Below are 25,178 nucleotides of genomic sequence, written 5' to 3' on the forward strand. Positions count from 1 at the left end.
TCAGAAATTAAAATTATCCGGGTCCGGACCGAACCTGTGGTTCTGGTTCAGGTTCTCAATCGCCTTGACGTCATCGTCGCTAAGCGTGAAGTCGAAAAATCCGGCGTTCTCTGTGATCCGCTCTGCATGCACCGATTTGGGAATGGTAATGACACCCTGCTGCAGATCCCAGCGCAGGACAATTTGGGCGACAGTTCTGCCATATTTGCCGGCTAGTTCTTTAAGCAGCGGCACATCCAGATTGCCCTGCATCAGCGGACTCCAGGCCTCCAGCTGAATGTCATGCTGGCGTGTATATTTCAGCAGCTCGCGCTGGGTCAAGAGCGGATGGAACTCCACTTGATCGACCACAGGCACCACACCTGAATCGTCGATAATATCCTGCAGATGATGGATCTGGAAGTTGCTCACCCCGATGGATTTCACGAAACCTTCCTTTTGCAGATGAATAAGCGCCTTCCAGCTCTCCCGGTACTTGCCGGCGACCGGCCAGTGAATCAGATACAGATCAATTACATCCAGCCCCAGCTTGCGGCGGCTGACTTCAAACGCTTTTAATGCGGATTCATAGCCTTGATCAGGATTGCGCAGCTTGGTCGTAATGAACAGTTCCTCCCGGGGCACTCCGCATTCACGGATGGCTTGTCCGACGCCTTCTTCATTATTGTATCCAGCTGCCGTATCAATGCTGCGATAGCCTGTTTCCACTGCTGCTTTCACCGCGTTGATAACTTCCTCACCATCTTTGGTCTGCCATACGCCCAGTCCCAGCCACGGCATAGTTACTCCGTCATTTAATGTAGGTCCACCCGAAAACGGTCCGTTCAATTCACTCATCGTTAACCCTCCAAGCCTAATGATATTGATCTAACTTCCTTAACCTTAAAAGAGGCCGCATAATCAGCTGATGACCAAAATCAGTATAGCAGATTGCTCCCGCAGGTCCAAAATGCCGCTCTGGACAGGTAAATCAGAATAAAAAATAAGTGCAGTCTGCGTTCACAGTCTGCACTTATTTTAAAATCCACTTATTTGTCGATCAGCTTGAAATCGTCAAAATGGAATTCTGGGGATACGATGCAGGAGACCAGCACCGGCTCGTCGCCGAGCACACGGGCCGCCTGCCATACTCCCGCCGGAATAACCACCTGCGGCTGCTGGCCGGCGGCGATGTCGAGACCCAGGATAACCTCGGTAACATCCTCCGGCTTGTCACCGCTGCCTCCAAGGCTTAACACAATCGGACTGCCGGAATGCCACAGCCAGATTTCGGAGGACAGCACCGTGTGCCATTCCGAGGTTTCACCCGGATGAAGCAGGAAATAAATTGAAGAAGCTGAGGCTCTGGAGCCCGAATAGCTGCTTCCCAGTGTTTCTTGCGGGATATCAAAGGATGATTTCCAAAGTCTTTTGTACCATCCGCCTTCAACGTGAGGCTGCAGCCCCAGCGCTTCGACCAGCGGAGAAATTTCTTTTTGCGTCACAGTATCGTCTCCTTAAAGTTTTGCGAAGCAAAACTGTCTTCGTAAGCTTACGCTTAAGTTTTGCTTTTACTTTAACGGAATGTGCCGCAATTGTCTAATCCTCTTCCGCTTATTTGCTGTCCTTGCTCGCCTTAAACACCTCGGCAATGGCCCCGAGACTGCCTAGCGTTTCAACGGCGCTGGTCGGTAGGAACACCTTGTTGGCAGGTCCCTTAGCGATTTCACCTAACGCTTCAAAAGATTGATAAGCCAGCACACGCTCATCCAGCCCTGCGCTGGCGATCAGTGCGATCCGCGTCTTCTCGGCTTCGGCGACCGCCTGAATCGCTTTGGCCTGGCCCAGTGCTTCCAGCTCCTGCGCCTGGCGGAACCCTTCCGCTTGACGGATACGCGCTTCCTTATCGCCTTCCGCTTTCAGAATCTTGCTCTGCTTATCCCCTTCAGCACGCAGGATCATATCCTGTTTGGCGGCTTCCGCCTCCAGCACAATCGCCCGCTTGCTGCGTTCTGCCTTCATCTGCTTATCCATCGCTTCCTGAATGTCCAGCGGCGGCTTGATATCAATAACTTCTACACGCTCGATCCGCACGCCCCACTTTTCAGTCGCTTCATCCAGAGCCAGGCGGATATCCGAGGAGATTTTTTCCCGGCCGGACAACGTTTCATCCAGCTCCAGCTTCCCGATAATCTGCCGCATCGTAGCTGTGGAAATGTTGCGCACACCATATACATAATCGGAAATTCCATAAGTCGCTTCTTCCGGACCAACCACCTGATAGAAAATGATCGTGTCGATCTGCACCTGCACGTTATCCTTGGTGATTACGGTTTGCGGCGGCACATTGGCCTGTTGAATCCGCAAATCATGGTAGGTCCGCACCTGATCAATAATCGGAATCAGAATATTCAGACCCGGTGTAAGCAGCCGGTGGAATTTACCGAGACGTTCTACAACCCCTACCCGCTGCTGCGGTACGATTTTGATCGTAAGCGCGATAAAAACGACGACGACAGCAATAACAATACCGATAATTGCCCATTCCATTAGTACTTATCCCCCCATCGTTCTACTTCGATAATCGTGTTGCCTCTTCGGATGACACGGACTGCCTGATCTTTGCCCAGAGCTTGAACCGAGGTTGCGCTCCAGGTGTCACCACCCACTTTGACTTGCCCGTACTGTCCCGGCACAATCGGCTCGACGACAATACCTTGTCTTCCGACAATCTCCGTCCCTGTATCCTTAAATCCCCGTGAGTTGCGGAATCTCGCGACCAGAGGTTTGGTGAAAAAGGTTAGGACGAGGGCAACCAATGAACCGACGACCACCTGCAGTAAAATCGCCTCAGGAAACACAAGTGAGATCAGACCAGCCGCCAGAGCACCAATGCTGAGCCAGAGAAGATAAAAAGTAAGCGCAAACATTTCAATCACAAACAGAACGCCGGCTGCAATCAACCAAACTACCCAAGCCTCCATCGGTGAATCCACCACCTTCCGCTATATACTACTATAACGAAAAAAACGGCATAGCGTTGCATTAGTTTTATCAGGGCTGGGACACAGCCATGCTTTTTCATTATATTTCAGCGGATGGAAGGTTATGAGCACCACAATCAGCCTTCTTCATAAAAATTCACATATTTCCCACATTATACATGAAGACGGGGCTGGTAAATCCGCTGTTTCTGCATTCGATCCGGTGAAGTAATTCTGCTGGTGATTATGACATAATAAAAAAAGCTTGCAGATCGAGGCGCAGCCTTCTCCGCAAGCTTTTTTTACTGTTCAGATGGAATTTAGTGCTAGATCAACTGCCATAAAGCCTGCGTTACCGCCGGTTCCCAACCTTGCAGCGAGGTATGCGACTGCAGGCAGATGTACGTATTGCCGCTGTAGCTTACCTTATCGCCTGCTGTATAGGCCACTCCTGCTGTCCAGGCAGATACCCCGGGCGTTGCCGTCGGGCTTACTGTAGCTGTTGGCACGGGTGTTGCCGTTGGTACTGGCGTTGCTGTCGGACTCACCGTAGCCGTTGGCGCTGGCGTGGTGTTGCCGCAGGTGCCGATCACTTTCCAGGCCCCGAATGCGCCGCTCTGGTCAGGGCGTTCCCCCTGTGTCCACCACTGGGCTTCATACAGCACACCTCCATAGGAAGCCTGCTGGCCCTTGGTGTAGATGGTTGCCGTGTTCCAGGCCGCCGCTGTACATTGCCCCGGTGTTGCAGTTGGAGTTGGGGTAACAGTAGCTGTTGGCGTTGGTTTCACAGTAGCTGTTGGTGTCGGAGTCGGTGTAGCCGTTGGCGTTGGTGTCGGTTTCACTGTGGCTGTCGGCGTTGGCGTTGATGTCGGGGTTGGGGTTGGCGTCGGCACCACTCCGCCGCCCAGATCGGTGTTCAGCTTGTTTTGCAGTGTTTTGTTGCGGTCGCCGCTGGTCTCCCAGAACATCGCTCCTGCCAGGCCTTTGGTTTTGATATAGCTGGTTTTATAGCCGATGGACTCGGCGTCATCATAGCTGATGAAGGTTTGTGTAGACGGATTGTAGAGATAAGGAACTTTTGAGGTGTTGTTCCAGTAGCGGGTATAGCCGTTTTTGTTAATATAGTTAGCTTCGAGATCGTAGAAATCATAGTTTCCCTTTTCCCATGTGCCTGTGGACGAAATACCAGCCGAAACCTGATATTGCCCGTTTCCTGTACTCGGCGCACCACCCCAGCCGCGTCCGTAAAACGGCATGCCCAGGACAAGCTTATTCGCCGGGACTCCGCTTGCGAGATAGCTTGTGACAGCCTTGTCGATATTGTAATTCGCCGGATCGGTCAGACCTGATGAGGCTGCTGCCGGGTCATAGTAGAGCGGGGCATTGTGTCCTGTAGTCGTGTTCCAGCTGCCGTTGAAGTCATAGGTCATAATGTTGATCCAGTCGACAACAGCAGCAATGCCGCTAAGGTTGTTATTCTGAACGTAGGCAGGGCTTGCACCAGAGGCGATGGTCAACAGGTAGGTTTTACCGTCAGCGGTTCCGGCCGCATTCAGCTTTTCACGGATTTTCTGCAGCAGCAGCACGTAATTCTGCTTATCCTCCGGACGGTAGCTGTTGCCTGCAAGGCCTCCGCTGACCGGGTATTCCCAGTCCAGATCGACACCATCCATTTGATATTTACGGATGAAATCGACTGCGGAATTTGCGAATACTTCACGGGTCGCTGCCGTAGCGGCAACATCCGAGAACCGGTTCGACCAGGTCCAGCCGCCGATGGATATCACCGTTTTAAGATTCGGGTTCTTTTCTTTCAGTTTCCATAGCTGCTTCAGGTTGCCTTTAATCGGATCATCCCACTTGTCATCCCCAAAGCTTTTCTGGGCATCAATCCAGGGATCACCCAGCACAATCGTTCCATTCGGAACACTGATCGTTTGGCCTTGCTCATTTTGGCAGGTCCAGGTGACCGGATTGGGTCCGCTCGGGTCAGGATTGCCGTGAACCCCGTTCCAGCATATATCGGCAAACGCATAGTTGATTACATTCATTTTACTGGGATCAATATCCGTTACGTTGTAGGCTCGCCCATAGGCAGCCCAGGAAGCATAATAACCGACGAGCTTGTAGCCCGCAGCCGCATTTGCAGTTTTGACACTGGTGCCTATCGTTGAAAAGAGTGCAATCACAAGAGCAACGGCCATGCCAAGCGCAAAGGTTTTACGAAATCTGCTGTTTGTCGACCTCATTTTCATTTTCCTCCTCGGTTCAATGCCATAACCTGCAGTCCTCTTTACAGGCAAAGCTCCCCAAAGTCACCTCCTGGTTCGGATTCACCTTCATCCAGTGTCTCTATCAGATTCATGAGATCAGGATGGTAGATTAAGCACACAAAAAAGCGCAAGATAAAATAATCTGTGCTCTTAATCTTGTATTGCTGTTCATGGGTTGCAATCCCGGTAATGTTGTCCGGGCAAATGCTTATGCCTACAAAATAGTTGGGAGGGATGGTGTACATGGAATAGGAGGATTCATAACATAAGAAGGATGAAGGCAATCTTATTGTCATATAAAGCACAAGATTAAGCTAGGGGGAAATTTCCATAGTCAGGGGGGAATATCATCTAATTTCCAGTTTTTTCGGCAGCAATAACTGTGCCTCTGTCCCCTATTTGAGGAAGGTTTAGGATTCCGGTGACAAAGGCGTTCCCTTACGCTCCGACAATTCAAGAGTTGATGGTATCCTTTGCCACCAGATGCGATTATCCTGTCACCTATTGCATTTCCAGCTCTGCATCACTCCAGTGAAGCTGGACGCCATGGTCAATTAAGAGCTGCTGGTAAGCCTTGCGATGGTCATCCGATCCATGAACCTCACGCGGCAGAACTTTATTTGTAATGGCGTAAGAGGCCAGAAGTCCCGCAGCTTCACCAATATTCCATTCGGTTGGATGAAGGCGGTAGCAGCCGTTTGCGATCTGGGTCATTGAGATATTTTTGCAAGCCGGAAGCAGGTTCGTGACGCGAATAGGGATCAGTGAGCCCAGCGGAATTTCATACGGATGATTGGGGATGTAGAACGTGCGCTGGGATACGGTCGTGGGATGAAGATCCAGATGATAACTTCCAACGCCCACACTGTCCTCATAGCGCATAGGTCCCTCACCGCGCAGCTCCTTGCTCACATCCAGCTCAGTCACCGTGTAGAGTCCGCGGATTCTTCTTGCTTCACGGATGTAGGGAGACTTCGCAAGCCCGTCCTCTGTCCCAAGTACATCTCCCCGCAGCCTCACCCCCGGATACCCCTTCCCGCCATCCAGTCGGGGCGCCTCCGTCTGAAGCCAATAGACAAGTGACAATGTCAGCTGTCTGGCTCCTTTCAAATGCCGTTCCCGTTCCCCGGGAGGCACTCCGATCAGCGGACCGGCATAATAATCGTTCAGCGCCCAGTTCAGCAGGGTGACTTCACCGTCATTGAGCGGCAGGCTCCAGACCGCAGGATCGACAATCCTCCGGTAATCCCACAGCGAGACAATTCCCTCGTCATTGGGAAACATGGTGAATTGCTTCAGCTTCGTCGTATCACTGGCATCGGAGGCGTACCAGCTGAGAATGGGATACATTGAAAAGGAAGGCACATATTGAAGCCAGTAGTCATAGTCCTCAGGCCGTTCTATCGTAAAATCGCCGCCTGGTACATAATCGACGGCAGCGACATGGGTAATCGACTGCATATCGAGCGGGTCCGCTTCATCCAGCGCATGCGGTTCCCCTGTCTCATGGCGTGATTCAGCGCCGCTTCGATACTCCACCCCCGCAAGCGGCAGCAGATCGCCGCATTCCGTCGCATCCAGATAATACGCCCCTTTAAGCTTGATCTCGGTTCCTTTCACGGTATGTAAGACCGTCACCGCCGTGACCTCATCGCCTGCCGTCTCAGCATGAACGGGAACCGTATAATAAAGCACTTCAATCCGTCCCGAATGTACATAGGGAGCCAGCATTTCATGCAGAACGCTAAGTGCAACCTTCGGCTCATGGGCAAGCCGGCTGACCCAGCCGTTCCCCGGATTGAGCAGCGGATTGTTTCTGGCAGACTCCGTAAGCGGATAATTGCGTCTGTAATACTCCCGCACCCTGTTGCGGAACTCCCGGTAGGTAGCCGTGCTGCCGGAGTTCTCGATCCAGCGGTGCTCATCCGGCGGAACCGCCTGCGAGGTCAGCTGTCCCCCCAGCCAATCCGTTTCCTCAGTTAGGATTACGCGCAACCCTGCCTTGGCTGCGGCGAGAGCCGCGGCAGTTCCTCCAAGGCCCCCGCCGATAATGATCACATCACTTTGTTTCACTTGTCCGAATGTCATGCGGTATCCTCCTCCTCATATCCGTCCGGCAGCTGCCGGAAGCAATCCAATGCAAGCTTGGCCGCGCCGAAGCAGCCTGCCCGGTTCCCAAGCTCCGCCGCTGCAAGGATGTTGGAAAGTCCCTCGCCTTGCAGCCTGTTTTTTAGCAGCGGCCACCAGACGTCCCGGTCATGAATAACCCCGCCGCCAATCACGATAAGCTCCGGATCAAGCGTAGCTCCAATATTGTCCAAGACTACTGCCAAATCAGAGGTGTAGTGTTCGAGAACCTGCAGGGCATCTGGATCACCCCGCCGCGCGTCGCTCATAAGCTCCGCTCCATGTTCATACGCCCGGCCTGTCAGTTCATTTCCGAGCCGCAGCAACGCGGAACCCGAGACGTATTGCTCTACACAGCCCCGGCGGCCGCAATTACAGAGCCGGCCGCCGGGAAACAGGACACTGTGCCCGAATTCTCCGCCGCTCCAGTGCTTTCCCCGGTTAAGCAAGCCTTGAATCATAAGCGCTCCGCCTACTCCGGTACCCAGAGTGAGCATGACCAGATTGTGCCGTCCACGGCCTGCTCCCTGCCAAGCCTCGCCCAGCAGTGCGGCGTTCGCATCATTATCGGCGGCTGCAGGCAATTTGAAGGTATCCTCCGCCCAACCGGCAAGCTGAAGCCCCTGCCATCCGGGTAAATTATCGGTGGCATACACCACTTCACCCGTGTCTGTATTTACTCTGCCCGCCGAAGCAATCCCGATGGCCTGAACCGGACAGGCTTTAAGCAGTTCGCAGACCACAGCATTCAGCTTGCCGAGTATTGCCTCCCGGCCCTGCCATGCTTCCGTATCGCGACTGGCTTCCGCCCATACGTTTCCGATCTCGTCGAGCACCAGCCCTTTAACGGCCGTCCCTCCGATATCCACACCGATGACCCGTCTCATCCTCGCGTCCCTCCCTTTAGCTCTGGTATCTTTCGATGCAGAGCCAGATGTATTGAGGCTGCGGCTGCACCCTCAATAAATACGGTCAATGACAGCTCTTGCCGTCCGTTCCTTCATGTTCTTCGTCTCATCTGTATGCCTGCGTTCCAATCCTTCACAGATCAGGTCGATAATGAACAGCTGGGAGATCTTCGCACCGATGGACCCGCCTTCCAGAGGCGACTCTTTACCGGCAGTGAGAAGAACGATATCAGCAATAGACGCGATGGGGGACTTCGCGTAGTTGGTCATGGCAATGATCTTCGCCCCGTTCTGCTTCGCCTTCATTAACATATCATTGGTATCCAGAGTGCTTCCGGAAACGCTGATGCCGAAGGCGATATCCCCTTTGCCCATCGTTACTGCCATCATCGACTGGATGTGGCTGTCCGCTATGGCCTCAACCCGTCTGCCGATACGCAGAAAGCGATTTTTGGCATCCAGTGCGGTAATCGCCGATGAGCCTACCCCAAAAAACTGCACATGGCGCGCCGCATCAATTTGATTAACGGATTCTTCAAGCTGTCCGCGGTCCAGCATGCTCAGGCTGGATTGGAGGACATCAACCATAGATTCGTAAAGATGCGTCGGATAATCCCCGTCTCTGCCTTCACGGCCGGACAAGGCTTGCTGCTTTGGCAGCCCTTGGGCAAGCATAAGCTTGAAGTCCTGGTAACCCTTAAATCCGATTTTGCGGCAGAAGCGCATAACCGTGGTTTCACCGGTGCCGGCAAAATCCGCAAGCTCCGTAACCGAAAAATAGATGATATTATCCGGATGCTCAAGCACACAACGGGCCACCTTCTGCTCCGATTTGGTCATGGAAGGATAATACGTATTAATCCGATCCGTCATTTCCATCGTTAACAGCCACCTTTCTAATTGCTGCCATAAATCGCCCGGTAATCAGCTGGGGTCTTGTAATGGCTGAACCCACAACTACCGCATAAGCTCCAAGCTCCAGGGCCTGCTGCACCTGGGCGGGTTCATTCATTCTGCCTTCCGCAATAACCGGGATGGACAAACGATCAACAGCGCTTTGCAGCAGTTCAAAGTTAGGCCCTTCCTGCTGCAGGGAATACGGCGTATAGCCCGAGAGTGTGGTCGAGACGCAGGTGACCCCCAGCGCTTCTGCATGGACAGCCTCCTCCAGAATCGAAATGTCGGCCATCGAAGCCGTGCCGCTCCGGTGCAGAAAAGCGACGATTTGCTCCAAGGTGCTGTCTCCCGGTCTCTTCTGCCTTGTCGCATCAAAGGCGATCATATCGGCCCCGGCCTCCAGCAGTTCGTCAATTTCTCTTAGTGTTGGTGTGATATATACTTCCGAACCCGGATAATCCCTCTTGATAATGCCGATAACCGGCAGCGAGACGGCACTTTTGATCGCCCGGATGTCTGCGGAGCCATTTGCCCGGATGCCTACAGCCCCTCCTTCCTCGGCGGCAGCTGCCATGCGTGCCATGATTTCAGCACCATGCAGCGGTTCACCCGGAAGCGCCTGACAGGATACGATTAGTCCATGACGCAGCTTCTGCAATATCGTATTCAGGGTCCCCACCCTCTCTCTAGTAGTCTATTGTTCCTTGGATTCTCCGGCTGGCACAAAGCGAACGGAGAGCCCTACCTCAAACATCCGGTTCCAAGGCATGTAGCAGTCTGTAATCTCTACCTTTCCCCCGGGACCATCGATTCTTGACGCCAACTCCTGGCGCAGCCGCTGTTCGACCAGGGCCGAGACCTTTCCCCGCTGCCCGTCGAGCAGATATTTGCCGCAGCCCAGCTCCTGGATTGGACCCTCGCTAAGCTCCCCGCGGACGACTGAGCAATAGCATACATCCTCGGCATACCGGAGACCAAGGAAGTCCAAATGCTCTTTAGTGCGCCCGTAATGCAGATAGATCATAGCCTGCGAAATGACCGTCCCCAGCGTGTTGGAGCTTGTATTCCAGCCGGCATAACCTGCGAGTTCAAACAGCATTTCCTTTTCCCGCAGCATTTTGACCAGCTTCTGGTCACCGCCATTGGCATAGCCGACATCGGCAACGGCAACGGGCTTGCCTTTATGTTTCATTATATAGTCGCCGTATTCCACAAGCTCCATCAGGTTCCGGTACACATCATAGCTGAAAAAAGACTGATGCTGCGATACCGCTTCCATCATTGTCTCTCCCGGCGTATTCAGCAGCAGCACAAGATCCGCCTCCTGGGCACTGGAAGCAATCAGGCCTCCAGCGGCGGTAATCTGGTACTTCAGCGTCTCATAGAAAAAGCGGTCTTCGAACAACGGGGTGACGAATGCTCCCTGCACCGAGGACAACCTCGGATAAATGAGCGGCACTGATCCTGTAGTTTTATTAATCATCCGTGCCAGCAGCGTGCAGCCCACCTCGTCTGCACCGGGGTACATATAGGCTTTAAGCTCCAAATCAAGCTCCGTAATCCGTGTGCGGACCTTCTGCTGGTCTTTGGCTGTATGCCCGAAGGGTGCCGAGTCATCCTGCGGGAAAATCAGGAACTCGATAATCCCTTCCTTCACCAGCTCCAGCACCAGTTTATTCGCTTCAATATTGATGCTGCGCCGTGCGAGGTAATCATCCAGTATTTCCTGCGGAAGCCGTGCTTCAATCTCCGCAAGCTCCTCCAGTTCCTCTCCTGATGCGTTGCCGAGCTCCTTGCGGTGGCCAATAAAACCTTTGCGGAAAATTTCCCGGCCCCAATCGGCATAATAATCCGGCTCTTCGTCGGACAGCGAATACTGCGGGCAGCGCATAATAAGCTGAAAGGCATAAATGACCAGCTTCGGGTGCAGCCGTTTGAGATCCCGAAGTTTATCAAGCCTTGCGGCAAGCTCCTCCAGCTGCAAGAGATGCAGTCTGGAGGGGATAATCCCTCCGTACAGCAATGTATCTAAAGCGACCACTGCACCGTCCGCCTGGGAACAGGCCTCTTCAAACCATCTCCATAATCCGTCCGCATCTCCGGGACGTTTCTTCAGTCCCATCAGCTGCATCGGGGGACGCTGCACCTCAAAATCTGTTCCCCTAGCCAACAGAGGGGGGAACTCGTAATTGCAGGGCCGCTCATCCAGCGGCACAAATGCGATTGTGTATGAATTCGCCATTCTTACCCGTCATCCTTTCTATCTGATCATTGAATCCCCCTGCAGGGTCAGCCGGTATCCGTTCTTAGCCTTTGATCGCACCTGCGATACCTTCCATATAATATTTCTGTGTAAATAGAAAGACGACAATAATAGGAATGACCGATATCATCGTCCCTGCGGCAATCCAGCCGAAGTTATACGAAAACTGGCCGTTCAAGTACGTAAGCGCGGCAGCCAGCGGATATTTCTCGGGATCATCCAGGATGACAATCGGCCACAGGAAGTTATTCCAGAACGCCATGACTTCCAGCAGCACAATGACGGCAATCCCCGGTTTGACCAGCGGCAGAACGAGCTGCCAGAAGATGCGGAGCTCTGAAGCGCCGTCCATTTTCCCTGAATCCCTGATATCCGACGGAATGCCCAGAAAGGTCTGGCGCATCAGAAAAATATTGAATACCGACACAGCGGCTGGAAGTACAACCCCCAGATAGGAATTGCCCAGGTGAAAAGCCTGAATGGTCAGATAATGCACAATCATTGCTGTGGAGGAGGGAATAACCATGGTGGCGATCAACAGCGTGAACACGAAATTCCGGCCTTTGAAATGAAAGACTGCCAGCGGATACGCCGTCGTACTGGCCAGCAGAACATTAAACACCACCCCAAGCCCAGCAATAATGACCGTATTCGTAATATAGCGCGGAAAGGACATGAACTGCCAGACCTGCACGTAGTTATCAAAATCAATGAACGTCGGCAGAATGGCCGGCGGGCTGGAGAACACATTTCTGCCGGGCATCAGTGACACACTGAGCAGCCAGAGGAAAGGGCCCATCATGAACAGGGCCAGCAAAATTAGCAGAAGGTAAATGACGGAATAACGGACTCCATTTTTCAGCTGTTTGAATGATCTGCTCGTTGTGTTCAATATGAATTCACCCCGCCTTTCCGGTTAAAGCGGAACACCAAAATGCTAAGCGCCCCTATAATAACGCTGACTATCAGACCAAGCGCGGATGCATATCCGAAGTTGAACTGCTCCAGTCCCTTTTGAAAAATATACACGCTGGAGGTCAGCGTCGAGGTTCCCGGCCCGCCTTTGGTCAGAATGTATACCTCATCGAATACCCGGACCGCCCCCATAATCGAGATCAGCGTACAGAACAGGATATGAGGTCTCAGCAGAGGAATCGTCACATGCAAAACGAGCCTCAGGGGACCCGCTCCATCCACTCTGGCCGCTTCATACAAATCTGAGGGTATACCCTGAAGACCTGCCAGATACAGCATCATGTAATAACCGAGACCTTTCCACATGGTGATGAACATCAGGACATACAATGCGGTGCTGCTGCTCGACAGCCACGAGACCTGCCCGTCGATGATTCCAGCTTGGATCAGCAGATAGTTAACCACACCATTGTTGCCCAGCAGCCAGCTCCAGATGAGCGCAACTGCAACCATCGAAGTCACAACCGGAATATAATAAGCCGCCCTGAACATCTTCACACCCGGAAGACGGCTGTTTACGAGAATAGCCATCAGAATAGAGATGACCTGGATAATCGGAACAATAAGGACATATACCAGCGAATTCCATAACGAGACGGTAAAATTGTGATCCTGAAAGGCTCTAGTGAAATTCTCGAAGCCTACATAACGAGTCTCGGCAATGACCGAATAATCGGTTAATGCAAGCGGAATTCCGTAAAGGATCGGCCAAAATGTAAAAATGGCGAGAAACACAAGGCCCGGCATCATAAACGCCCAAGCGCTGAAAGATTCCGAACGTACCCATCTCTTCATTCGATATTCCTCCCTCCCTCTGTACTGCAACATATAAAGGGGGGGACAGCGCCTCCCCGCATCTCTAAGCGGTTTATGAACCCTGTTTAATGATTCCGTTCACTTCTTTTTCCACAGCATCCAGCGTTTTTTTGATATCTGCCCCGTTGAGCAATATTTCCTGCAGTCCGCGGGCAAGCGCGGAGTTGATATCGGAGGCGCTTGGAACGCCGACCATATAATCGGTGGCCTTATCCAAACTTTGCGATGAGACAACCTTGGCTTCCGCTTCAAGCGTGCCGTCAGATTGGGTGAAGAATGGATCTGTAATGGAAGCTTTGGATGATGGCAACGTATTGGCAACCTTGGAGAAGGCGGTCTGATTGTCCGCATTGGTCACGAAAGCTGCAAATTCAACAGCCTGCTCCGGATTCTTCGACTTTTGCGGCACAACCAGATCCATGGAATTAGAGAGCCGGAGGTTGGCTTTGCCTGTAGGCAGTTGAACTGCAATCGTGTTCGCATATACTTCCGGCGCCGAGGTCTTGATAAAGTTGATAAAGGTCGGGCCCGACAGCTGGAAGGCTACCTGTTCACCGGAGAAATACTGGATCTGCTTTGTGAAATCCGCATCTTCCTTCAGGACCACGCCTTCTTTCATTAGATCGCGCATTTTGGAGATCATGGCTTCAGCTTCCGGCGTATTGAAGGCTGCGGCCGTCTTATCTTCATTCAGAATGGAGATTCCATCGATCGGAAACAGCTTGGATACGAGCTGCTGCGCATATCCGGCGGCTCCGGTCTTTTGATGAACCTGACGGGCCCATTCAATCAGCTCATCCCGGGTTTGCGGCGGATTGGAAGGATCCAGACCGGCTTTTTCCACAAGCTTTTTATTCATGAACAGAACTTCCGTGCCTGTATACCATGGAAGCGCATAGGCCTTGCCGTCAAACACTGTAGAGTTGTAGATCCCTTCAAAATAAGAACCTGCTTCTTCCGCTGTAAGATGATCCGCAAGATTCAGCAAAGCACCTTTGCTTCCCAGCTGGCTCGCGAATTCTGTGTTCAGATTCACTACATCGGGGCTTTTGCCGCTGGCTGTGCTCGTCAGCAGCCGTTGTGAGATGGCATCGTAAGGATAGTCTTTCCATTCAATCGTTACACCGGGGTGGCTTTCCTCGTATTTCGCAATCAGATCATTGAAATAATCATTGAAGGTGGGCTGAAGGGCAATCGTCCAAAATTCCAATGTGACAGGCTCCGATTTGGGCGTATCGGTCTGTTCAGCAGAAGGTTCTGCCCCATTCGCAGAAGTGGTTGGAGCAGGAGCATTCCCATTCCCTCCACAGCCGGCCAGCAGCATAGACAGCGCCATCACGACTAGCAGTGACAGAATAAAGCCTGATCTGTTTGTTCTCACACAAAATCCCCCTTGATAGTGGTATAAGACGAGAGCCTCATCATGTTACCTTTTCTCACTCAGCCCTCTCTTTCTTAGGAGTATAGCAGATAAAGGAAAAATAATGAAGTATTTTTTCATAAAAATAAATAAAAAAGAAATAATCTTTCTTTTTGGTGTAAACGGTTTCAATCGTGAGTGTATCAGGGTAATAATAAAACAACCCGTCTGCAAAATTCGCAGACAGGTTGTTTTTACTTAACGTATAGGAGGAATTTATTCTTGCGACTTTTTTCACCGCATGTCAATTTACCTGCCACAATGTTATCGAATCAGTATTAATTCCTGCTGGCTCTTACTGGCGGGAAGCCGCAAGCTTCTCGGTCAGCAGCCGCAGCGCCATCCCCCGATGGCTGATCTGCTGCTTCTCTTCCAGCGTCAGCTCCGCCATTGTCTTCTCAAATTCCGGCAGATAAAAGAGCGGATCATAGCCGAACCCGCCGCCGCCGGCAGGCTCAGAGGTAATCCAGCCCTCTACCCTGCCTTCAGCGGTAAGCTCTTGTCCATTTGCAGGATCGTACAGCGATAACGCGCAGACGAACCGGGCCGTGCTGAGCAGCGGCTGGCCGGTATCCTCGCCCTGCTTCAGTTCTTCCAGCTCGTTCAGCAGCTTAAGGTTGTTCTCACCGTCCTCTGCGCCTTCGCCCGCATAACGTGCCGAGTAGACCCCCGGCCTGCCATCAATGGCATCCACACAAAGACCGGAATCATCCGCCAGAACGGGCAGTCCCAAGGCATCGCCTACGGCTTTTGACTTTTTCAGCGCATTTTCGGCAAAAGTAACCCCGTCTTCCACTACATCCGGCAGAGCGGGATAATCGAACATACTTTTGACCTCCAGCCCAAGCGGTGCAAAAACATGCTGGAATTCGCGCACCTTGCCTTTATTTTTCGTCGCAACAATCAGAATTCCGCTGGCGGTCTTCATACTACACCTCTTGGCCTGGCTGGCCGGACGGTATTTTGAGGGCGATGGGACCAAGCACTTCTTTTTGCACAGCGATCAGCTCGTAAATCCCCTTCTCGCCCAAGCCCAGCAGCTGGTCCAGCTCCTGGCGGGTGAACGGCCGCTCTTCGCCGGTGCCCTGCACCTCCACAAAAGCACCTCCGCCCGTCATGACCACATTCATATCGACCTTGGCTTTGGAATCCTCTTCATAGTTCAAATCCAGCAGCGTTTTGTCGCCAACCACACCGACGCTGATTGCCGCCAGATAGTCCGTAATCGGGAATACGCTCAGCTTGTGCTGGAGCGCAATTTTGTTGATCGCAAAGGCCATCGCTACAAAAGCACCCGTAATCGAAGCCGTCCGTGTGCCTCCGTCCGCTTGAATGACATCACAGTCCAGCGTAATGCTGCGCTCGCCGAGCGCCTGCAAATTAACAACCGAACGCAGCGCCCGGCCAATCAGACGCTGAATTTCCATCGTCCGCCCGGTAAGCTTGCCGCGCGCCGCTTCACGCTGGTTGCGTGTCTGTGTGGCCCGGGGAAGCATGGAATATTCGGCGGTCACCCATCCCTTGCCTTGTCCTTTAAGAAAAGGCGGGACCTTCTCATCCACCGTTGCCGTACAGATAACTTTGGTGTCCCCCATCTCAATGATTACGGAACCCTCCGCATATTTATTCGTTTGGGTTGTTATTGTCAGCGGCCGGAGCCCGTCGTCGTTACGTCCGTTTGATCTCATGTTTTCTGCCTCCTGCATCTTTGTGTAGCTAAAGTTTGTGTGCTGCCTGCCGGAAATCACTGCATTCTTAGATTTCCGCAGAAACGGATAACACCCCGGTTAAGGACGTTATCCGTTTCTGCTTGGCAAACTTTATTCTACCAAAGAGTAGGCACAAAAGCATCTTTTCAGCCTGCCGGATGCATTTTATAACGGCAGCTCGTTCACATATTCCGGAGCGGAAACCGGCTTGCCGTAATCAATATTATTGCTTCCGGTGACTGTCTCCTTGCCGTTCAGGCGAATCTGGACCGGAGCATCTTCGGCATTTTGCGCGACTGTCAGCACTACGGATTCCAGAAACTCATTGGGAACATTTTTGCTGTCCGCAAACATATCGTCGGTCAAAGAGACTGTAACTACACCATTCTGCCCCGCTTTCACCGAGTCGAGCACAGTTTCCTGGGTCATTACCATCTCCAGTCCGTTTCCGGATTCCGGTCCGGCAATCAATTCGTTCAAGGCTGCTTTCAGCGGCTCTTCTCCCGCGGGTACAAACCGGGTTACAGGCACATAATACTGATGAACGCCATCAGGGGCTGCAGCGGAAAAATAAACCGTAACTGCGCTGGAATTCATCAGCGGTGTTCCATGCTTCGGCAGATTAATGCCCATGCTGCGTGTCAGCGCGCGGTCCAGCGGGATGCCGAGCAGCGGCATTTCCGTCAATTTCTTGCCTTCAACCCAGAGCTGCACACCCTTAATGCCCTCCTGGCCGGTTAATGTCCAGGTAATTGCTTCGAGAATTTTGCGCTCCTCCAGCGGATCGTAGTCGTTAAAGGCAGAGTTGAACTCGACAACGGCCAGCTTATCTTTATCCACGGAGACACTCTTCACTTCCGTACCGGCAGGAAGCACACCCTGAAAACCTTCCGGCAAAGACGAAGCGTAGGCTCCCTTGCTGACCAGTGCCGTGAGCGAATCCTTCAGCATGGCAGAGCTCTCGCCTTTCGGCAGGCTAAGCGATACAGGGGCAAGCAATCCGTTGCCATCTTCGAGAAAGACGGTTGTCCGCTCCCCGGCCTCTGCCGGTGCGGCTGCTTTGGCATCCTTATCAGCTACAGCTTCTTTTTCTTCCGGGGCAACCGGTGCGAACACCCCGGAATCCAGCTCGGTAGTTCCGCTAACCTCCAGCATTTGCGCCTCAACTTCTCCCGGCGGCGGATCAACCGCTGCCGACTCTGAGCCAAACAGACCGCAGCCGGACAGTGCAAGTGGAACCGTCAGCAGACAAACCGCCGAAAGATTGCGGATTTGCTTCATATGTTTCATCAATAATTACCCCTTTCAAGGTTAATACCAGATTGTACTGCTATGTATACGAGCCCTCTGTCCAAAAAATAACAACGGCTTATCCTAAAATATTGGCCGTAAAATAATTGGCAGGGAAATCACTACACTTCCACTTCACAGAAATAGTGCACCTGCTGGACATTGACTGCCAGAATCTGTACAATCTCACTACCTTCAGATTTTTTCGAAGGGAAAGAAAAGGAAATGATAAGAGGCAATAAAACTACTACTTACTATGAGGTGACAGATGATGGCTGATGCAAAAATCCCTTACAGTCTCAACAGCAAGGCCGTTGCGGAAGCAACTAAAGTCTGGATGCACAAACGCGGAGTGACCGTTACAGAAATTGCCGAGCTGGTCATGCTCCTGCAAAAGAAATATTATCCGAATCTGACGATGGAGGAATGTGTCCATAACGTTGAGATGGTACTCAGCAAACGTGAAGTGCAGAATGCGGTGCTGACCGGTATCCAGCTGGATGTGCTGGCAGAGGAAGGCAAGCTGCTTACCCCGCTGCAGGACATGATTGAGAACGATGAAGGATTGTACGGCGTCGATGAAATCCTCGCTTTTTCCATCGTGAATGTGTACGGAAGCATCGGCTTCACCAATTATGGTTATGTAGATAAACTGAAGCCCGGCGTGCTCGAACGGCTCAATGACAAAACGACCGGAGAGATCCATACGTTCTTGGATGACATCGTAGGCGCTGTAGCCGCTGCCGCCAGCAGCCGTATCGCCCACCGGAAACAAGCCGAGCGCGAACAGGAGCTTGGCCTGCCCCATGCACCCGAGGATGTTGAAGAAGCTGCCAAGAAACCAGCGGCTGGCAGCGACTTGCCGGAGTGAGGATCAGGGATTAATGCAAGTCCCTTGAGAATAGCAGCAACTATAAAAAGCCATGCCACAGTGCAGCGGAAATATCGCGCTCACTCTGTGTCATGGCTTTAAGTATTGTTCTCTATTTGCTTTGTTGCGCTATAGCTTGCTTATTCCCGCCAGCCCCGCCCTCTTCACTCCGCGCGCGGCAATATCCTGCCGCCGCTTGAGCTTAAAGCAGCTCTACGGGTTCAGAGCAGCGAACAACGCGCTGCCACCCGTCCCGGAAGCGGGTTCTATTACTGCCGCCCGCTCCCGGCGCACCAGCTCGGCGAGATGCGCCAGCGTCTCGCCCATGGCAAAGCGCAGCTGATGCGCGCTGGTTACGCGGCTGCGGAACATAGCCTCGCAGACGGCGAATCCGCTCAGCGGGCCTTCACCCAGCAGGGCGGCTGCGGCATCCAGCCGCTCCTCGTGATGGCGGAGCAGGCTGTCCAGCCGCTCCGCAAAGCCGGCGAACGGTTCCCGGTGCCCCGGGAACGCCATCGCCACCGGGTAGCTGCGCAGCGCACGCAGCCCCTCCATGAAGGTCAGCAGCGGCTGCGGATCACTGCCGGGCTGCAGGCTGACATTGGGCGAGATTTGCGGCAGCACAGCATCGCCGCAGAGCATAAGCCCGCTGCCGCCGTGATAAAACGACACATGTCCCGGCGCATGCCCGCCGGTAACCAGCGGCTGCCACTCACGGTCCCCCATCGGAAAAGGGGTGGCAGCATTTATATAGGTAACCTCCGGCTGCGGGGTTACCTCGGGAAGGAAGCCCTCCAGATGCTCCCTGATCCCCTGAATCAAATGCTCCGGCATTCCATGCCGGAGGAACTGGAGCGGCAGCGTCTCGTTCAGAGTGGCCTCCGCTCCCCAGGTCATCCGGGCTTCCGCATGAGCCCGTTCCGATATCCACACCTTACTGCCGCTGCGGGCTTGCATCCAGCCGGCCAGTCCGTAATGGTCAGGATGGTGGTGTGTGACGACAACACTGCGCACCTTGTCCCAAGAGAAGTCCAGCTCCTGCATAACCTCCTGCCAAGCCAGCTCCGCCTCAAGCGTATGCGGGCCGGGGTCGATCACCGTATAGTTGCCGTCCCGGTCTGGCAATAGATAGCTGTTCACCTGGCGCAGCGGCGGAGCCATCGGCACCGAAATCTGGATAATGCCGCTGTCCCTTATCTTGATTTCCGGCTTTCGCATGGAATCTTCGCCGCCTCCTCTAAGTCTTCTTCCCGAAACCATCTAAGTCCGGATCCCCCGGAAGATCATCCGGGTTGAGCTTTCTGCATCATAGTCGCTTTCATCGTAGCAGCCATGCACAGCTTCGAGGCGCAGTTCTGCGGCTGCGATCATCTTGCTGAACTGTTCCAGCGAATAGAGCTTTACCCGTTCATGGTAGCGGCGGGGCGTCTGATCTGTTTTGGAGGTAAGAATGATGTCTTTCATCACATAACCGTTTTCGATCCGGCGTGACTCATCAATGAGATTGTCTCCATCCTCACGAATGGAATGTGGTACAAGATGGCGGATTACATAAGCAGGGTTAAGGAAATCTATAATAAACTTGCCGCCCGGCTTAAGCATCCGGTGAATTTCCCGCAGCACCTTCACCTGTTCCTCATCCTCCTCAAAATAACCGAAGGAAGTAAACAGGTTAACCACCGCGTCAAAACCGCCATCCAGCGGCAGCTTCCGCATATCGGAGCGCACCCAGGTCACCGATCCGGCTCCCTTCTGGGAACGCGCCTCCCTCAGCAACGCCTCGGATAAATCTACACCGGTAACCTCGTACCCGGCCTCCGAGAGTGCCAGCGAATGACGCCCCATCCCGCAGCAGAGATCCAGCACTTTGGCGCCATGGGGAAGCGCAAGCCAGTCGATCATCTTTTCCACTTCGCGGCGTGCCCCTCCGAAGTCCCTGTGTCTGTAGACAATTAAATAGTCTTCTCCAAAGCTCTCTTCATACCACTCACTCATGATTTCTCTCCTCCCTCAGCACCTGCAAAAACCTCTCTATGTATGCTAATGTACCGCAATTGTAACCCCTTTTGCCGGCAAACTCAAAAAAGAGTCGCCATTTCGCCATACTTCCCGCGCCATGGCAACTCTCTGCTTTTCAACGTTGACGCTGCAGATATACCCTTGCCTCATAAGGACGAAGCTTCAGGTTTCTTAGATCCTCCTCTTTGGAGGGGGCATAATTGGAGATCAGCAGCTCCAGCTTCTCCGGCTGGAATTCACCCGGAAGCTCGAACACCGGCTCCTGGCCATAAAAATTCAAAATCACCAGCAGCCGCTGCTCCTCCAGCGTACGGGTGTAGGCATAAATCTCCGGATGCTCCTCCAGCAACAGTCCATATTCACCATAAATGATCACCTGATGATTTTTCCGCAGCTCAATCAGCTTTTTATAGTAGGTAAAAATTGAATCGGGGTCTTTGACTGCACTAACCGCATTTATTTCCTTGAAATTGGAGTTCACTCTGATCCAAGGCACACCGGTCGTGAAGCCCCCTTCTTCTCCATCATCCCATTGCATCGGCGTGCGGGCGTTGTCCCGGCTTTTTTTGTGTATGGCGGCCATAATGTCGGCTTCGGGTACGCCGTTTGAACGCTTTTCCTCATAATAATTGAGCGTTTCCACATCCCGGTATTCGTCGATTGATTCAAAGGCCACATTCGTCATGCCGATTTCTTCACCCTGATAAATGTAAGGCGTACCCTCCAGCATGTGAATAAAGGTGGCCAGCATTTTGGCCGAAGGAACACGGTAGAAGAGATCGTCGCCAAACCTCGATACCGAACGCGGCTGGTCATGATTGCATAAATAATTGGCGTTCCAGCCCCGGTCATGCAGGACGGTCTGCCAGTTGCTGATGATTTTTTTGAGCTCTGTCAGGCGCCAGGGAACTACATCCCACTTGCCTCCGCCCGGTGAGGCGGCATCCAGATTCATATGTTCAAACTGAAAGGTCATGTTCAGCTCCCGGCGTCCGTCCCCGACATAATCCAGCGCCCGCTCCGGCCCGAGGCCCGAGGTTTCGCCAACCGTCATAATATCGTAGAAGTACAGCACCTGATCGTGCAAATTCTGCAGCAGCGTGTGCACATGTGACAGGTTAGAGAACATATCATAGGCGCGCACTGTAGGCGCTCCGCCCGGATTATGCGCATCAGGGTAACCCTCCGCCTTCACGATGTGGGCGATCGCGTCAAACCGGAACCCGTCGACCCCTTTTTTCAGCCACCACTGCACCATTTCATGCAGCTTGTCAATTACCACGGGATTTTCCCAGTTCAGATCCGGCTGATATTTGGAATACAGATGGAGATAATACTCGTCCGTCACCGGATCCAGCTCCCAGACCGTACCGCTGAAATACGATTCCCAGTTGTTTGGCGGACCGCCGTTTTTGGCTTTTTTCCATATATAAAAATCCCGTTTAGGATTATCCTTCGAGCTTCGCGATTCAATAAACCACGGATGCTGATGGGAGGTATGGTTCAGCACCAGATCCATCATCAGCTTCATGCCGCGCGAATGCATCTCACTGAGCAGCCGGTCAAAATCATCCATCGTCCCGAATTCCTTCATAATGTCACAGTAATCACTAATATCATAGCCGTTGTCATGGTTTGGCGATTTATAAATCGGACACACCCAGATGACATCGACACCCAGATTCTGCAGGTAATCGAGCTTGGACAGAATCCCGCGCAGATCGCCTATGCCGTCACCATTGCTGTCCATAAAGCTAATCGGATAAATCTGGTACACGACGCTTTCTTTCCACCATTTAGGGTTCACTCCGGTTCCCTCCACTTCCTTCAATTCCTGTAGTTTAAGATCCTGATCTCCGGCGAAACCGGCGCGGCTTCGCCCGGACATATTAATATATCTTAACCACACTGGAGGAAGACGATAACAACTCTCTTCTGTTATATGAATTAGAAAAGGTGAAAAGCTCCTTTCGGAAGTCTTTCCACCCTTTTATCGAACTGTATTATCCCGGACATGCGGTTTATGAAATACTAACTCAATTGCTTAATCACAATAGATGCATTCACATTGGCTTGCGTGCCGCCAGCCAACGTCTGCAGCGTGACTGCTGCGGCAGAGCTGTGATTTCTCAGGGTCAGTACATCGCCGGAAGAAAGAGCGAATATAGCCTGCCCCGTGTTCTGCTGCGTGCCCGCACCTGAGCCGTACACAGTGCCCGGAACGAGCGCGCCATTTACGAATAAGGCAAATTGACTTGGTTCTACACCCGATACTGAAAAATTAACTTCATAAATTCCTGCATTCGCAACCGAGATTGTAGTCGTTCCCGGGGCATGTGTTATTCCAGGTGTAAGGAACCCGTTGGTATCAAAAGAAACATCCGCCTCGATCGGCACAACCTGCGCTCCGAGGTTATACACATATCCGAACTGGGCTATACCCCCTGCGGCTCCCGCTGCTCCCGTTGCTCCTGCTGGGCCCGCTGCGCCGGCAGCTCCTGTCGCTCCGGTGGCACCCGCTGGTCCAGCAGGCCCTGCCGGTCCGGCAACTCCGGCGGGTCCCACTGCGCCTGCGGCTCCCGTTGGACCTACAGGTCCTGGGGCTCCGCCTGGTCCTACGGGTCCGGGCGCTCCTGCGGGTCCGCCTGGTCCTACAGGTCCGGGTGGTCCTGCGGGTCCGCCTGGTCCTACAGGTCCGGGTGGTCCTGCGGGTCCGCCCGCACCTACGGGACCCGTCGGCCCTGCCGGGCCAATGCCACCGGCGGCCCCCAATGCTCCGGCGGCTCCCGCTGCACCCAATGCTCCCGCTACTCCGGCAGCACCAAGTGCTCCTGTCGCGCCAACTGCACCTAAGGCTCCGGCGGCTCCCGCTGCACCCAATGCTCCTGCTACTCCGGCAGCACCGAGTGCTCCTGTCGCGCCAACTGCACCTAAAGCGCCAGCAGCTCCGGCGGCGCCCAAAAGTCCGGCGGCTCCGGCAGCGCCTAATGCTCCAGTCGCTCCCGCTGCCCCGAGTGCTCCGGCGGCTCCGGCGGCTGCGAGCGCTCCAGCGGCGCCTACAGCACCGAGTGCTCCAGCTACACCTGTCGCTCCCACTGCCCCTGCTGCGCCGGCGGCGCCGAGTGCTCCCGCAGCTCCGGCCGCACCTGCTGCACCTAATGCTTCTACAGCTCCTGCCGCTCCCAATGCTCCAGCGGCTCCAGCAGCACCTAATGCCCCCAAGGGAATATTAACGCGAACAATTTGCTTTTTGACGATGATTTCCTTACAGTGGCATTTTCGGTTTACTGCACATTTTGTTTTTCGATGTTTTTTTCTTGGCAAGGGGCAAGCCATATCCGGTTTCTTGCATCCCCGCTCCTTACTCTTATGCTCAGAGCGACCCATCCTCAACACCTCCAATAGACTTTATGTATACTACTCCATTCACCTATTGAAGGGCATAGACATCCGTCTCGTAGGCAACTATATATTTTTGCGTTTACTAGGTATATGTACTAGAGGGACAAACCGATTTCACCGATACAGACGAAAAATAAGTTTTTAGCCTTGTCACCTCCGTCTTCAGCTAATAGAATTGAACTCTCTGCGACAGCAAAAAAGGACTATTCTATTGCAGATTCTGCAATGAAAGTCCTTTAGTTTCAAACGAGATCTGTATTATTCCTTCTACCCGCAAAAATCCCTAACCTACAGCAAACCCACCATCTTTAATCCTTCATAAATTCCGTTCTCGCTGACATGCTTGGTGACATATGGAGCCACGGCCTTAACCTCATCCTCCGCATTGCCCATCGCGATGCCATGACCGACAAATTGCAGCATCTCTACATCATTGAGGCCATCACCAAAAGCATAAATATCTTCCTTCTTCACCCCGAGATGCTTCATCATTTGGGCAATGCCGTTAGCCTTCGAGCCGTTGCCGGGCAGAACATCCATACAGAGCGGATGCCAGCGGATAAATTTGAAGCCGGGGTAGGCTTCCGCGTACATGTCCTGGCTCTCCTTCGGGCAAAAGATCATCGCCTGATAAATTTCATTCAGCAGAAAATACTCCGCGTCATGCGTCGGAAAGGCCAGCTTCAGCGATCCTAAGCTTGTCTGAATATACTCATGCTCCGCAACATTCACCTTCATGTCAATGGCATCAATATAGGCTACCGGCTGATCCTGCTTCTCGGCGAACAGCGTAAGCTCCTTCAAGGCAGCCGTATCCAGCGGATTGCGGTAAATCACTTCCCCCTCAAAAACAACATATTGCCCGTTAAGCGAAACATACGAATCGATCCCCAGCTCTTCCCGCAGATCCTCAAACATGTAGGAGGCTCTCCCTGTAGCGATGGCCACATGATGGCCCAGTCGCTGGAGCTCCGCGATAGCTTCCTTGGTGGAGGCAGGCACCTGCTTATCCTCATCATAAATCGTACCGTCAATATCAAAAAAAATCGTCTTTGTAGTCATGGCTCTCCATTCTTCTTGCTTTCTCTATGAATCTATCCTGCTCAGATTGTAGTTGCTTACAGTAAGCTATGCAAGTTTTCAACAATAAACGCAGCTCTTTTCACAGCACAGAAGCCTTCTGAACAAGAGTACTCGCAAGTGGAAACGGCTTCGCCGTCCTTTTTAAGGACGGTACCGTTTCAG

22 protein-coding genes are annotated in these 25,178 nt (G+C 52.9%); 1 reads left to right on the forward strand and 21 read right to left on the reverse strand.

Annotated features, from left to right (window positions below; genetic code table 11):
- From MHI45_RS11900 to MHI45_RS11975, 16 genes are all read right to left on the reverse strand, one after another.
- Nucleotides 1-837: an aldo/keto reductase gene (locus MHI45_RS11900; protein WP_076110748.1), complete on the reverse strand. Its 837-nt coding sequence runs from the start codon at nt 835-837 to the stop codon at nt 1-3.
- A gap of 191 nt (nt 838-1,028) precedes the next feature.
- Nucleotides 1,029-1,484, reverse strand: a complete 456-nt coding sequence (locus MHI45_RS11905; RefSeq protein WP_076110749.1) for a cupin domain-containing protein — start codon at nt 1,482-1,484, stop codon at nt 1,029-1,031.
- Nucleotides 1,485-1,593: 109 nt separating this feature from the next.
- Nucleotides 1,594-2,529 carry an SPFH domain-containing protein gene (locus MHI45_RS11910; RefSeq protein WP_038595892.1) on the reverse strand — a complete coding sequence of 312 codons (936 nt, stop codon included), beginning with the start codon at nt 2,527-2,529 and terminating at the stop codon, nt 1,594-1,596.
- Nucleotides 2,529-2,963 carry an NfeD family protein gene (locus tag MHI45_RS11915; protein ID WP_076110750.1) on the reverse strand — a complete coding sequence of 145 codons (435 nt, stop codon included), beginning with the start codon at nt 2,961-2,963 and terminating at the stop codon, nt 2,529-2,531. Before MHI45_RS11915 ends, MHI45_RS11910 begins: the two co-directional genes overlap by 1 nt.
- Before the next feature lie 326 nt (nt 2,964-3,289).
- Nucleotides 3,290-5,212, reverse strand: coding sequence for a glycosyl hydrolase family 18 protein (locus MHI45_RS11920; RefSeq protein WP_076110751.1), 1,923 nt, complete (start codon nt 5,210-5,212; stop codon nt 3,290-3,292).
- 525 nt (nt 5,213-5,737) lie between these two features.
- The gene (locus tag MHI45_RS11925) at nt 5,738-7,324 is read right to left on the reverse strand and encodes an FAD-dependent oxidoreductase (protein ID WP_076110753.1); all 1,587 of its coding nucleotides are present in this window, start codon (nt 7,322-7,324) and stop codon (nt 5,738-5,740) included.
- Complete coding sequence (locus MHI45_RS11930) at nt 7,321-8,250, reverse strand: ROK family protein (protein WP_052092276.1); 930 nt, start codon at nt 8,248-8,250, stop codon at nt 7,321-7,323. Before MHI45_RS11930 ends, MHI45_RS11925 begins: the two co-directional genes overlap by 4 nt.
- A gap of 72 nt (nt 8,251-8,322) precedes the next feature.
- Complete coding sequence (locus tag MHI45_RS11935) at nt 8,323-9,150, reverse strand: MurR/RpiR family transcriptional regulator (RefSeq protein WP_038595897.1); 828 nt, start codon at nt 9,148-9,150, stop codon at nt 8,323-8,325.
- Nucleotides 9,128-9,838 (reverse strand): N-acetylmannosamine-6-phosphate 2-epimerase, encoded by a 711-nt coding sequence (locus tag MHI45_RS11940; RefSeq protein WP_379146024.1) that lies wholly within the window; start codon nt 9,836-9,838, stop codon nt 9,128-9,130. Before MHI45_RS11940 ends, MHI45_RS11935 begins: the two co-directional genes overlap by 23 nt.
- Nucleotides 9,839-9,862: 24 nt before the next feature.
- Nucleotides 9,863-11,410 carry a DUF4127 family protein gene (locus MHI45_RS11945; protein ID WP_076110754.1) on the reverse strand — a complete coding sequence of 516 codons (1,548 nt, stop codon included), beginning with the start codon at nt 11,408-11,410 and terminating at the stop codon, nt 9,863-9,865.
- A gap of 64 nt (nt 11,411-11,474) precedes the next feature.
- Entirely contained in the window at nt 11,475-12,323 is an 849-nt protein-coding gene (locus MHI45_RS11950) for a carbohydrate ABC transporter permease (protein WP_256718106.1), read from the reverse strand.
- A complete protein-coding gene (locus MHI45_RS11955) occupies nt 12,320-13,201 on the reverse strand; it encodes a carbohydrate ABC transporter permease (protein ID WP_076110756.1) in 882 nt (293 codons plus the stop codon). The genes MHI45_RS11950 and MHI45_RS11955 overlap by 4 nt, the downstream gene beginning before the upstream one ends.
- A 73-nt stretch (nt 13,202-13,274) precedes the next feature.
- Nucleotides 13,275-14,603, reverse strand: a complete 1,329-nt coding sequence (locus MHI45_RS11960; RefSeq protein WP_256718107.1) for an ABC transporter substrate-binding protein — start codon at nt 14,601-14,603, stop codon at nt 13,275-13,277.
- A 334-nt stretch (nt 14,604-14,937) separates the two neighbouring features.
- On the reverse strand, nt 14,938-15,570 hold the full coding sequence (locus MHI45_RS11965) for an XTP/dITP diphosphatase (protein ID WP_076110758.1): 633 nt from the start codon (nt 15,568-15,570) through the stop codon (nt 14,938-14,940).
- Between the two features lies 1 nt (nt 15,571).
- Complete coding sequence (rph, locus tag MHI45_RS11970; RefSeq protein WP_038595913.1) at nt 15,572-16,330, reverse strand: ribonuclease PH; 759 nt, start codon at nt 16,328-16,330, stop codon at nt 15,572-15,574.
- 186 nt (nt 16,331-16,516) lie between these two features.
- On the reverse strand, nt 16,517-17,641 hold the full coding sequence (locus MHI45_RS11975) for a GerMN domain-containing protein (protein ID WP_076110759.1): 1,125 nt from the start codon (nt 17,639-17,641) through the stop codon (nt 16,517-16,519).
- A 271-nt stretch (nt 17,642-17,912) separates the two neighbouring features.
- Between MHI45_RS11975 and MHI45_RS11980 the strand changes: the two genes are divergently transcribed.
- Entirely contained in the window at nt 17,913-18,512 is a 600-nt protein-coding gene (locus tag MHI45_RS11980) for a phosphatidylglycerophosphatase A family protein (RefSeq protein ID WP_076110813.1), read from the forward strand.
- Nucleotides 18,513-18,725: 213 nt separating this feature from the next.
- On the opposite strand, the gene MHI45_RS11985 is transcribed toward MHI45_RS11980, so the two are convergent.
- The 5 genes from MHI45_RS11985 to MHI45_RS12005 all read right to left on the reverse strand — a co-directional run bounded on the left by MHI45_RS11985 (nt 18,726) and on the right by MHI45_RS12005 (nt 24,995).
- A complete protein-coding gene (locus MHI45_RS11985) occupies nt 18,726-19,730 on the reverse strand; it encodes an MBL fold metallo-hydrolase (protein WP_076110760.1) in 1,005 nt (334 codons plus the stop codon).
- Between the two features lie 42 nt (nt 19,731-19,772).
- Nucleotides 19,773-20,507 carry a class I SAM-dependent methyltransferase gene (locus MHI45_RS11990; RefSeq protein ID WP_076110761.1) on the reverse strand — a complete coding sequence of 245 codons (735 nt, stop codon included), beginning with the start codon at nt 20,505-20,507 and terminating at the stop codon, nt 19,773-19,775.
- 139 nt (nt 20,508-20,646) lie between these two features.
- The gene (locus MHI45_RS11995) at nt 20,647-22,338 is read right to left on the reverse strand and encodes a glycoside hydrolase family 13 protein (RefSeq protein WP_076110814.1); all 1,692 of its coding nucleotides are present in this window, start codon (nt 22,336-22,338) and stop codon (nt 20,647-20,649) included.
- A gap of 224 nt (nt 22,339-22,562) precedes the next feature.
- Complete coding sequence (locus MHI45_RS12000) at nt 22,563-23,918, reverse strand: BclA C-terminal domain-containing protein (RefSeq protein WP_256718108.1); 1,356 nt, start codon at nt 23,916-23,918, stop codon at nt 22,563-22,565.
- A 303-nt stretch (nt 23,919-24,221) separates the two neighbouring features.
- On the reverse strand, nt 24,222-24,995 hold the full coding sequence (locus MHI45_RS12005) for a Cof-type HAD-IIB family hydrolase (RefSeq protein WP_076110762.1): 774 nt from the start codon (nt 24,993-24,995) through the stop codon (nt 24,222-24,224).
- Nucleotides 24,996-25,178 lie beyond the last annotated feature (183 nt).

Source organism: Paenibacillus sp. FSL H3-0321 (assembly GCF_038002865.1).
Classification (GTDB): Bacteria; Bacillota; Bacilli; order Paenibacillales; family Paenibacillaceae; genus Paenibacillus_AQ.